This is a genomic window from Pseudoalteromonas simplex (assembly GCF_015278155.1).
In the GTDB taxonomy this organism is placed as follows: domain Bacteria; phylum Pseudomonadota; class Gammaproteobacteria; order Enterobacterales; family Alteromonadaceae; genus Pseudoalteromonas; species Pseudoalteromonas simplex.
The window spans coordinates 275,792-286,737 of record NZ_JADILN010000004.1; the positions used below are offsets into that span (position 1 = coordinate 275,792).

Genomic DNA, 10,946 nt, shown 5'->3' on the forward strand with positions numbered 1-10,946 from the left:
CGTAAAAAAGACTTATCTAATTAAGTCTACCCAAAATCCACAGATTTAACAGTTTATTTACGCCAAATTGGTAACTTAATTGTGCTGGGTGGGTTATTTGCCAATGGGCAATATCAGCACGTGCGCCTACCTTTAACACACCACGATCATCAAGTCCTAAAGCACCTGCAGCGTTTCGAGTTACCCCTGCTAATGCTTGCTCTGGTGTCATCCGAAAAATAGTGCATGCCATATTCATCATCAAATGCAATGAACATAAAGGCGAAGTACCCGGATTGAAGTCAGTTGAAATAGCAATTGGAACTTGGTACTGCTGCAGTAGTTCAATTGGCGGATACTTTGTTTCACGTAAGAAGTAAAATGCACCTGGTAATAAAACTGCTGCAGTACCCGCTTTGGCCATTGCCTGAATACCAGCTTCATCTAAGTGTTCAATATGATCCGCAGATAAGCCATTAAATTCAGCAACAAGCTCTGCACCATGTTGATTAGATAACTGCTCAGCGTGCAACTTGACTGGTAAGTTGTGTTTTTTAGCCGCTTCAAACACACGGCGAGTTTGCTCATTACTAAAGCCAACGTTTTCACAAAAAGCATCAACGGCATCAGCTAAATCAGCTTCAACAACACGGTCAAGCATTTCACCGCACACCAGATCAATGTACTCATCGCTACGGCCTTTATATTCAGGTGGTAATGCATGCGCACCTAAAAACGTGGTTTTAACATCAACAGGGTGATTTTCACCGAGTAAACGCGCCACTTCGAGAAGTTTAATTTCGTTTTCGCAATCAAGACCGTAGCCAGATTTAATCTCTACCGTCGTCACACCTTCTGCATATAATGCATTTAAGCGCTCTTTTGCACTGACAAATAAAGCTTCGTGATCGGCTTCTCGCGTTGCACGTACGGTACTTGCAATACCGCCTCCGTTTGCAGCTATTTGCTCATAGCTTACACCTTGTAAACGCTGCTCAAATTCTTCTGCACGGCTACCCGCGAACACTAAGTGAGTGTGGCAATCAATCAACCCGGGGGTTAACCACTGCCCTTTTGCTGACAATGTTGGCGTAGCTAGCGCATCAAACTCTGGTAAATCGGCTTGCTCACCTAACCAAGCAATTTTGCCATCTTTAACAGCAATAGCTGCATTTTCAATAGCACCATAAGGTGCTTCGATGGCTGGGTCCATTGTGGCGATGTTGGCATCTGTGATCACTAAATCCCAGAAAGCTTGATCATTATTGGTTGTGTGCATTTTTCACCTACATTGATACTTGCGATAGGCCCATTACGAGACTAAGTTTAAATTTGCTTAAAGTTTATCAACTCACCTTGTATATACAAGATAATTATGTCACCTTCAAACATACTGTTTACTTACCACATATACACGCATAATGAGTGTTCCTAAATTTGCGCAAATAAAAGAGTTCATTCTGGAAAATATTCGTTCTGGAGCTTGGCAAGAAAATCACCGAGTGCCCTCTGAAAATGAGCTTACCAACCAGTTTAAAGTTAGTCGTATGACTGCAAGACGAGCACTCAGTGAATTAACCGATGCAGGTATATTAACCCGTAGCCAAGGCCTAGGTACTTTTGTGGCTAGCTTTAAGTCACAATCATCTTTATTAGAAATTAAAAATATTGCTGATGAGGTAAAAGTGCGAAGTAACCACTATAGTTGTACCATTTTAGTAATGGAGTCTATAAGCGCTATAGCACCAATTGCGATTGCTTTGGGTGTCGAGGTCGACAGCCATGTTTACAGAAGTGTGATTGTACACAATGAAAACGAGCAACCTCTGCAAGTTGAAGAACGCTTTGTGAACCCCGCTCTTGCTAAAGATTACTTACAGCAGGATTTCCATAGCCTAACGCCTCATGAATACTTATCGCAAAACGCCCCGCTCACCGAGGCACGCCATACAGTCGAAGCGATTATGCCCAACCAAGAAATGTGCGAATGGCTGAACCTTTATAACGAAGAGCCATGCTTACAAGTGATCCGCCGAACTTGGTCATCACAAGGTATTGTGAGCTTTGCCCGTTTAGTATCACCAGGCAGTAAATACCGATTAGGCGGCCACCTTACTTTTAAAAAATAACTAAATAGGCGCTTGATAACGAAAATTCAGTGACTCAATCGCTGAGCCATCAATAAGACGCTCGCCTTTATCATGACTAGTAAAAGTCGGTGGCTGGTTGCCCTGCTCAGCACATTTTTGTTGGTAGTAATCTGCTTTTGTAGGATGTGCCGGATTAACCACATTATAAATACTGCTCGCGTTTGACCAATTTTCAAGTACTGAAAAAATCGCCGCTATCACATCTTGCTGCTGAACCATGTTTACCACTTGCTGACTTGAGCTAGTCAGTTCTTTACCGGCAACAAACCTACCCGGATCGCGCCCAGGCCCTACAAGACCAGCCAAGCGCAATACTTTACCACCAGCATTTAGCACTAACTGTTCAGCATCATATAGCTGTTGTTGACGTGCTGATTGGCAAATAATTTCTGTAGTTTCGTCATATTGACCATTGTTAGATGGATAAACTCCTGTCGAAGAACATAAAATAAAGCCTTTACAATTTAGTTGCTTAGCAAGTTCAAGCCCTGCTTGCAAAGTCGCTAAATAGTTACTTTCTGAGCTACGACTACGCGGTGGAATAGCGCAGACCCACCAAGCATTTTCAAGCGACAGCTCATGCTTGAGCACATCACCTTCAAGTATAAACTGGCGCTGAAAGTCATATTCGTGCTCGCCACCGCGATGTGTTCCCTGTACTTGCCATGCTAATTTATTTGCCTCAACACAAAGTGCATTTCCAAGCCAGCCGGCACCTAAAACAACCAGTTTATTATTTTCAGTACTCATTTACTCAACTGCCCCTTAGTATTTATTATTAACCTTCGCTTAACAGTGTAGCGATTTAGGTGCAAATATGATTAGATAGATAACTCTAACCTATAATAAAAACGCGTGCACTATGTTAAACAACCTCTCTTTACGTAAAAAAATACTTCTGCTCATTGGCGGGACGATAAGTGTGCTACTAATCATCGCGTCTAGCTTTTTTGTAAACCATATTGCTGATCTCTCACGTCATGCAATTCAACGCGAAGCCGACAGCTATTTGCAAAGTGAGCGACTGTCAATGCAGGCCTATTTTGCCAAATACGGCAAAGTTGTCGAAACCTTTGTAACAAACCCGCATTTAGTTAACTGGTTCGATAACTGGACTCAGCGCGATCAAAGCTTAGATAGTCAGCCTGGTTACAGCAGCGTTAATCAAGATTTTGTTCGTATTAGTGGTAACGATGATAACATTTTATCAGCCTTCTTTGCTTCTGCGACCACAGGTGAGTACTTCAAAGAAAACGAGCGTACCGCCACTTATAATGGCCAACCATATTACGCCTACAAACGTGGTTGGTGGCAAGATGCATTAAAAATTAATAAATTGTATGTTGGCCCTATTTCTGTTGATTTAACCACAGGTATCGCCTCTGCAGTTGTACAACAGCCAGTTTATAAACAAAACAAGCTTGTTGGTTTTGGTGGTGTTGATTTACAGCTTAATAATATCAACGACATGGTTGAAGCTATTCGATTTGATGGCCAAGGCTTTGGCTTTTTACTCGACAGCAACCAGAAAGTAGTGCACTTTTCAAAACGAACTGGACATAAACTATCTATCACAGACGAAGGCCCTAATGGCAAAGAAGGCTTAGATGCCCTCGAAAAGCAATTTAACGACACCTCGGGCTTTAGCGAATTAAACCGCGCGATGAAAAGCCAAAAAGAGGGTAGCAGCTTTGTCACATTCAAAGGCGAGCAATATTACGTTGTATACAATCGCCTTGAATTAGAAAGCCCTTACCTTGATTGGTATGTGGGTATTTTAATTCCGACCAGTATGATTGATGAGCCAGTAAATGATGCGGTGATGACAACCACAACATCCGTGATCATCATTCTTGCGATTATTATTGCGATGATCTTCTGGGCCACGCAAATGATCACCAAGCCGCTGACTAAACTCACTTACATCATGCGTGATATCGCATCAGGTGATGGCGATCTAACACAAAAAATCGAGATAAAAAGTCAGGATGAAGTAGGACAGCTTGCTCATCACATGAATACTTTCATCGATAAATTACGTGCAATGATGCTAAATACTGCAGCTCAAGCTGAGCAATTAAGCCAAGCCGCAGCCCAATTGAAAACCGTATCGCAAAAAACCAATGATGAAATTCAGCAAGAAAAGCAACAAGTTGATAGCGTAAGTGCGGCAGTAACCGAAATGGCCTCAACTGTTCTCGAAATTTCACGTAACGCGCAACATACCAATAATGCAGCTGAAGAAGTGCAAACCATTACCGCAGATGGCACTAAGCGCTCAACTCAAGCTCAGTCAGTCATGACCGCTCTTGCAAGTCACATTGGTGAAGCGTCTAAAGTCGTTGCGGGTCTTGAGCAAGAAAGTGGCAATATCGGCGCGGTGGTTGATGTTATCAACTCAATCGCTGAGCAAACCAACTTACTGGCACTTAACGCGGCGATAGAAGCAGCCCGTGCTGGCGAGCAAGGCCGAGGTTTCGCAGTTGTTGCTGATGAAGTTCGTTCACTAGCAAGCAGAACGCAAGAATCTACTGATGATATTCGCAACATGATCAGCCGTTTACAGCAAATTGCCCAACAAGCATCAACAATGATGCAGCAAGGTCAAGAGCGTGCTGAAGGCTCAGTTGAGCAAACACAAATTGTATTGCAAGCATTGCAAGATATCGCGCAATCTGTGACAAATGTGCAAGATCAAAGTCATCAAATTGCGACTTCGACAGAGCAGCAAACTGTGGTTGCAGAAGATATTAACAATAGCTTGGCAGCGATTAATCACTTAGTGAATAGCACTGCAGATCATGCCCATGAATTGGCGGATGAAGCACGTGATTTGAATGAGTTAGCAGAGTCTCTAAATAAGACAGTAAATCAATTTAAGTTATAAAGATAAATTGCTGAAGTAGTTAAAAACCCGATGTCACCTGAAGATGACATCGGGTTTTTATCGTCAGCCTTCCCTGTTAATCGTGGTGCAACCGCTTTCGCGTGTTCCATAAATTCGTGCCACTGTTGCTTGTTCCATAAAGCAACTCCATTATTGGTCAATCCTTGTTTTGATTGCGTTTGTACTTGTTCCATATAGTCTCCTCCTTACGCTAGCTTCATCCGTTTGGGCTCCAAGCCTAAGCTCAATCCTTGCTGTCATCTCCATTCACCTTATCCATAAAGCGTTGCCATTGTGCGCTACTCCATAACGCCTTGTTACTTCCTTGTTGTCCTTTGTGCTTAGTTACATTATCCATACTGTAAACTCCTTGCGGTTTATCGTCCGTTACTCCTACAGCCCTTCCTTGCTGTGCTCCATTACCCATCCTTGTAGATTAATGCGGTGATTATCGCTTAGCGATGATATACACAGCATGAATCAAACCTGGAATATACCCTAATAGAGTTAAAAGAATATTAATCCAGAACTGCGCACCTAAACCTACCTGTAAAAATACGCCGAGAGGTGGAATTAAAACCGATAAAATAATACGTATTAAATCCATGACTCACTCCTTGAAAAAGATAAGCCCAGCCAAAGCTGGGCTATATAGGGCTTGCTATTATTCAGCAACAATCGTTAATTCATCGATTACTTTGCGAACATCTTCAGCGTTTTCAGCAATGCTTACCGCTAATTGCTTTTCTGCATCAGACTCAACAGTACCTTTTAGTGTTACTACACCGTTGTCGGTATCAACATCGATATCTGTACCACCTACTTCTGAGTTAAATAAATAACGTGTGGTGATTACAGTACTGATTTTTGCATCGGTTAAGTCGCTTTCTGCAGAATCAGCTTTGTCTGATTTCATGTGCTTAGCTTTCATGTTTTTAACAACCGTTAGTTTGTTATCAACAGAGCTAACACCGTCTAGGCTAAGAACCAACTCTTCAGCAAGCTCTTTATCTAATTCGCTATCAACTTTACCTGTAAGTACAACCTTGCCATTCGTTACATCAGTGTTGATGTCAAAGTTGTTAAGGTTTGTGTTCATAAGAAGCACAGTTTCCGCCTTACCATCAATCCAAGCATCTTTACTTTCATTTTCCCAGCTGCTTGCCTGAGCTGACATGCTAGTTGCACCAATTACTAAAGCCGCAATCATAGATTTGTTAAAAGTGTTCATAATCTTTCTCCTTTTGATTAAAGACAGTTTAAGTAATGCGACTATGATGCCAACTATTTATTCTTTAAATTTCAGCAGGTTAAAAACCTATTCAGCGGTGATTTATATTCATTTCGGTAAAGATTTACAAGCTGCTCGGTAAGAAGTTCACGATGTTGCAAAAATAACCATTTAGTTGCTGATTTTATTAATCTGTGGTTAATTTAACGAAATTGCTTATTCGTCTAAAAAGACAACCTCATGATTTATATAGAAATAAAATCTGGCCTAAGCTTTGCTTTGTAATTAATAACTAAAGAATCACCTTTAAAATCACAACAGGGAACTACCATGGCCGTTAAACTTGAAGACCGCCCAATCGATCAAGTAAGAGAAGAAGTCATTGATCAACTCATTTATAACTACAGTCATGCTGTTATTTCAGCCGAAGCATTTGAACGCCGCCTAGATCAGGCAATGGAAGCCACCAGCAACGAAGTACTGGTTGAGCTTGTTGCTGATTTAGATCTGAAAGCGGATATTGACTACAAATCGCAAAAGCATGCGCAATTTAAACCTCACTACAGCCACAGCAGCGACAACGAAAGCCTGCAGCTACGCAGTATTCTGGGCTCAAATGAGCGCAGCGGCCAATGGGTAGTACCAAAAGAAATTCACCTAACCAACTGCTTAGGTTCAATTGAACTCGACTTTAGCGAAGCAATTTTCCAACATCAGCACGTCACCATTTACGTGAACTGTATTTTAGGTAACGATGAAATCTACGTACCAGAACATGTAAATGTGGTATCAAAATTATTTAGCGTAATTGGTAGCGTAGAGAACAAATCAGTCGCCTTAAACAAAGGCCAAGGCCCAACCATCACTATTGAAGGTAATGTATGGCTAGGCTCAGTCGAGATTTCAGTTAAACGTACCATGAAAGAAAAGTTCATCAGCTTCGCCAACAGCCTAAAAGCCAGTTGGAAAGAGATGAATAAGGTGCGGTAAAGTTGTGAGATGCTAGGTGCTAGGTGCTAGGTGCTAGGTGCTAGGTGCTAGGTGCTAGGTGCGAGTTATCGTAGCCGCAGTTTTACATCGCGCAATATAATAAGATAACGCGCGAAATAAATTTCACGCCTACATCAAAGACATTTAATCGCACAAAGAGGTTAAGAGACGCTGCGCTTTAGAGGAAGTAAAAAATGATCTTGTGGTTTACTCATTCTCTTCTCATTCACTTCTCTTTGTGCAAATATTTTCGCGCGAAATAAACTTCACACCTACATCAAAGATAATTAATCTCACAAATAGATAATGAGGCGCTGCGCTTCAGAGGAAACAAGAAAAGATAAATATCACTTCCTCATTCTTTCCTCATTCTCTTCTCTTTGTGCAAATATTTTCGCGCGAAATAAATTTCCCGCCTACATCGTAGGCGTCACGCTTGCTTGGCGCGTCGTAAATACAACGCCATTCCATCAATCAATGCCTGACCTACAAACAACACCGCTCGGCTCAAAACTGACAGCTGATAGCTGACGGCTCCTTCACAAGTCATTATTCCTCTCACTCGGGATATCACTAAAATACTCTACAAACTCAACTTCAAAACCTGCTGGGTCGATGAAATATACATTTTTACGATAAGGATTTTCTGGGCCGTGTTTATCAATTTCATAACCAGCCGAAGCCAGGCGTTCAACTATGGCATTAATATCGTTTGTCACATAGGCAAAATGAGCAAGGCCTACTTGGTGGCCGGCTAAATCACGGTTTTCAGCTTCACCGTTATCGCTTAATGCAAGATATTGGTAATCATCACCAAAGTGCAGCCACTTGCGCGGTTTGCCCGACCATTTGCTATCGCCTTGGCTACGCACACGCCAGTGCGGGAATGCCGCTTTATAAAAGTGCAGCATGGCATCAACATTACTAACAACAAGGTTTACGTGTTCTAAATACATGGTAGTTTTCCTTTTTATTTTTAAACTGCCACCAAGATAAAACCTCAAGTTAAGTTTAGGTAAAGCTTTTTTTCAAATAAAAAAGCCCCACAAACGTGAGGCTTCAAAAATTGAGTAGTTATTGATGAATCAGCTACCAGCAACCTGCATTTGTTCTATCAATACAGAGCCTGTTTGAATACCACCGCGGCGCTCGATGTCGCCACCTAAGCCCACAACGGCTTTAAACATATCTTTTAAGTTACCAGCAATTGTGATTTCACTGACTGGGTATTGGATTTCGCCATTCTCAACCCAAAAACCTGCTGCACCACGTGAGTAATCACCCGTTACAGTGTTCACACCTTGGCCCATAAGTTCAGTTACTAATAAGCCTGTGCCCATGGTTTTTAATAGCGCTTTTAAATCGGAATGAGTTTGTTCAACTAGCCAGTTATGAATACCACCAGCATGACCCGTTGGTGCCATAGACAGTTTGCGTGCTGCATAGCTTGCTAATAGGTAAGTTTGCAGCTCACCGCCTTGAATAATTTCACGGTCTACAGTTTTTAAACCTTCAGCATCAAACGGTGAAGACGCTAAACCTTTTAATAAATGCGGGCGCTCAGAGATATTCACACAATCGCTAAATACTTTTGTACCTAAGCTATCAAGCAAGAAGCTCGATTTACGATAAAGCGCGCCGCCACCAATCGCCGACACTAAATGGCCGAATAATGAGTTAGCAATATCTGCTCTAAAGATCACAGGCACTTTCATAGTACCCAGCTTTTGGCTGTTAAGTTTAGCCAAGGTTTCGGTTGCCGCTTCGAGGCCTACTTTTGCAGCGTCGTTTAAATCATCTTTATGACGTGCGATGGTATAAGCCGAGTCGCGCTGCATTTGCTCGCCTTCTTTACCGATCACCATCGTACTAATGCTATGACGCGTACGTGGGTAACCTGCAATCATGCCATGGCTGTTACCATAAACACGTAAACCTTGGTGAGAAGAAAAACTCGCACCATCTGAATTTACAATGCGCTCATCGGCATTCAGCGCAGCTTGTTCTGCTTGATGACAAAACTCCACACCTTGCTCTGGACTAACTTCCCACGGGTGGTATAAATCTAAATCTTGCGGTACAAATTCAAGTAACTCTTTATCAGCGATACCATTGAATGGGTCGTCAGAGGTGAACTTTGCAATATCAATGGCTTTTTCGACCACTGTACGTAATGTTTTCGGGTTTAAATCAGCTGTTGAAGCAGAGCCTTTGTTGTTACCCACATAAACACTGATACCTAAGCCACCGTCTTGGTTAAACTCTATTGTTTCAACTTCGCCCATGCGCGTGCTGACAGACAAACCTGACGTGCTCGACATCGCCGCTTCAGCCGCAGTAGCACCCAATTTTTTTGCATGCTCCAGTACTTCGCTTACCGCGTCTTTCACTTCAGAAATGTGTTGATAAATAGGATCTTTCATCTTGTGTGTCCTAGGTTCTGATATTTTTTATAGTGTAACGAATGCTAACACACTGCGAGACCTGCATCAGCTAATATTAATCATTAACTAAATGGCGTATAATAGCGAATAGTTAAGTTTACTGAATGAGCATCCTTATGGCGAAGAAGAAAAAGCCACTTATCGAAGAAGAAATTATTTACGTATCAAAAAGCGAATTAAAACGTGAAGCCATGCAATATCATGGTCTGGGTGCTGAAATTGCAAAAATGCCGAAAAAGCAACGCGATCGTTTACCGCTTAATCACGATTTAAAAGAAGCCCTTGTTGTTTCTGATAAAGTAAGTGATAAGAGCGATGCTTACCGTCGTAACTTAAACTACATCGCAAAAGTATTACGTACCACAGAAAACGTTGATGAAATCCAAGCGATGATCGACATCATGCTTAATAAAAACAATCAAGCCGATGTGTTGATGAACAAAATCGAAATCCTGCGTGATGATTTGATTAAACAAGGTGACGACCTGATCAATTCAACAATTAATCAATACCCGTCTCTTGAGCGCCAAAAAATGCGCCAATTAGTGCGCAGCGCCGCAAAAGAAGTAAAAGCAGAAAAGCCAGCAAAGAATTACAAAGAGTTATTCCAGTATCTAAAAGATGCGATTATGCTTTGATTTCCTTCGCGCGAAATAAATTTCACGCCTACAACACCGTAGGCGTCACGCTTGCTTGGCGCGTGTTGAACACCACTTAATACACAACCATCGCGCGACATAAATTTCACGTCTCTACAACCAAATACAATTCCAAAACGGGTAATCGCCAACGTGCTTGACTAATTTTGCGCGTAGAGGGTTTGCGACTATATATCGAGCTTGATGTATTAGGTCATTTTCATCTCTGATTTGATGATCATAAAAATTATTTTGCCAAACCACTACTTTGCGCCCCTTTCTCTTACGAATAGACATGGTCACCATGCTTTTGTACAGCTTAATTACTGCTGATAAGTTTTGCTGAGGGCGAAGTTGAAATATCCAATGTAAATGGTCAGGCATAAGGACAAAGCAGATTGTCTCCACTTTATCTTCTAAATGGTAAATTGCTTTGGCAGCATCAACTGCATATAGATAGTTGGCAAATATAGGCACTCGATTCTCACAACAAAGAGTTACTGAATAATAGCAGTTTGAATGTGAGGTACGCCCTTTAAGCCTCTTCCTTGACGAAAACATAAACCTATCAATCCTGAAGGTAAAACCTGATCTTAGAACTTAAAAACACACCTAGCCAATTTACAC

The 10,946-nt window shown here is 41.8% G+C and carries 13 protein-coding genes; 4 read left to right on the forward strand and 9 right to left on the reverse strand.

Going from position 1 to position 10,946, the window contains the following annotated elements:
- Positions 1-16 precede the first annotated feature (16 nt).
- Entirely contained in the window at positions 17-1,258 is a 1,242-nt protein-coding gene (gene hutI, locus IRQ78_RS10555) for an imidazolonepropionase (protein ID WP_054552861.1), read from the reverse strand.
- 142 nt (positions 1,259-1,400) lie between these two features.
- Here hutI and hutC point away from each other — a divergent pair, with 142 nt between their 5' ends.
- A complete protein-coding gene (gene hutC, locus IRQ78_RS10560) occupies positions 1,401-2,108 on the forward strand; it encodes a histidine utilization repressor (protein ID WP_194442073.1) in 708 nt (235 codons plus the stop codon).
- Here the strand turns inward: hutC and IRQ78_RS10565 are convergent, their stop codons facing one another.
- Positions 2,109-2,879 (reverse strand): Rossmann-fold NAD(P)-binding domain-containing protein, encoded by a 771-nt coding sequence (locus tag IRQ78_RS10565; protein ID WP_194442074.1) that lies wholly within the window; start codon positions 2,877-2,879, stop codon positions 2,109-2,111.
- Between the two features lie 112 nt (positions 2,880-2,991).
- Here IRQ78_RS10565 and IRQ78_RS10570 point away from each other — a divergent pair, with 112 nt between their 5' ends.
- Positions 2,992-5,016 (forward strand): methyl-accepting chemotaxis protein, encoded by a 2,025-nt coding sequence (locus tag IRQ78_RS10570; RefSeq protein WP_138599295.1) that lies wholly within the window; start codon positions 2,992-2,994, stop codon positions 5,014-5,016.
- Here the strand turns inward: IRQ78_RS10570 and IRQ78_RS10575 are convergent.
- Genes IRQ78_RS10575 through IRQ78_RS10590 form a run of 4 tightly spaced genes read right to left on the reverse strand, consistent with a single transcriptional unit; the run spans position 5,001 to position 6,247 of the window.
- Positions 5,001-5,210 carry a hypothetical protein gene (locus IRQ78_RS10575; RefSeq protein WP_054552865.1) on the reverse strand — a complete coding sequence of 70 codons (210 nt, stop codon included), beginning with the start codon at positions 5,208-5,210 and terminating at the stop codon, positions 5,001-5,003. The genes IRQ78_RS10570 and IRQ78_RS10575 overlap by 16 nt on opposite strands.
- 50 nt (positions 5,211-5,260) lie before the next feature.
- Positions 5,261-5,443: a hypothetical protein gene (locus IRQ78_RS10580; protein ID WP_054552866.1), complete on the reverse strand. Its 183-nt coding sequence runs from the start codon at positions 5,441-5,443 to the stop codon at positions 5,261-5,263.
- Between the two features lie 21 nt (positions 5,444-5,464).
- The gene (locus tag IRQ78_RS10585; RefSeq protein ID WP_064971745.1) at positions 5,465-5,623 is read right to left on the reverse strand and encodes a YqaE/Pmp3 family membrane protein; all 159 of its coding nucleotides are present in this window, start codon (positions 5,621-5,623) and stop codon (positions 5,465-5,467) included.
- A gap of 57 nt (positions 5,624-5,680) precedes the next feature.
- The gene (locus IRQ78_RS10590) at positions 5,681-6,247 is read right to left on the reverse strand and encodes a BON domain-containing protein (RefSeq protein WP_054552867.1); all 567 of its coding nucleotides are present in this window, start codon (positions 6,245-6,247) and stop codon (positions 5,681-5,683) included.
- 330 nt (positions 6,248-6,577) lie between these two features.
- Here IRQ78_RS10590 and IRQ78_RS10595 point away from each other — a divergent pair, with 330 nt between their 5' ends.
- Positions 6,578-7,237 carry a LiaF domain-containing protein gene (locus IRQ78_RS10595; protein ID WP_194442075.1) on the forward strand — a complete coding sequence of 220 codons (660 nt, stop codon included), beginning with the start codon at positions 6,578-6,580 and terminating at the stop codon, positions 7,235-7,237.
- Positions 7,238-7,776: 539 nt separating this feature from the next.
- On the opposite strand, the gene IRQ78_RS10600 is transcribed toward IRQ78_RS10595, so the two are convergent.
- Both IRQ78_RS10600 and pmbA read right to left on the reverse strand, forming a co-directional pair.
- Positions 7,777-8,193, reverse strand: coding sequence for a VOC family protein (locus tag IRQ78_RS10600; protein ID WP_194442076.1), 417 nt, complete (start codon positions 8,191-8,193; stop codon positions 7,777-7,779).
- A gap of 129 nt (positions 8,194-8,322) precedes the next feature.
- Positions 8,323-9,660 carry a metalloprotease PmbA gene (gene pmbA, locus IRQ78_RS10605; protein WP_138616080.1) on the reverse strand — a complete coding sequence of 446 codons (1,338 nt, stop codon included), beginning with the start codon at positions 9,658-9,660 and terminating at the stop codon, positions 8,323-8,325.
- Between the two features lie 137 nt (positions 9,661-9,797).
- Between pmbA and yjgA the strand changes: the two genes are divergently transcribed.
- A complete protein-coding gene (gene yjgA, locus IRQ78_RS10610; RefSeq protein ID WP_194442077.1) occupies positions 9,798-10,319 on the forward strand; it encodes a ribosome biogenesis factor YjgA in 522 nt (173 codons plus the stop codon).
- A gap of 114 nt (positions 10,320-10,433) precedes the next feature.
- Here the strand turns inward: yjgA and IRQ78_RS10615 are convergent, their stop codons facing one another.
- Positions 10,434-10,880, reverse strand: coding sequence for an REP-associated tyrosine transposase (locus IRQ78_RS10615; protein WP_138599300.1), 447 nt, complete (start codon positions 10,878-10,880; stop codon positions 10,434-10,436).
- Between the last annotated feature and the right edge of the window lie 66 nt (positions 10,881-10,946).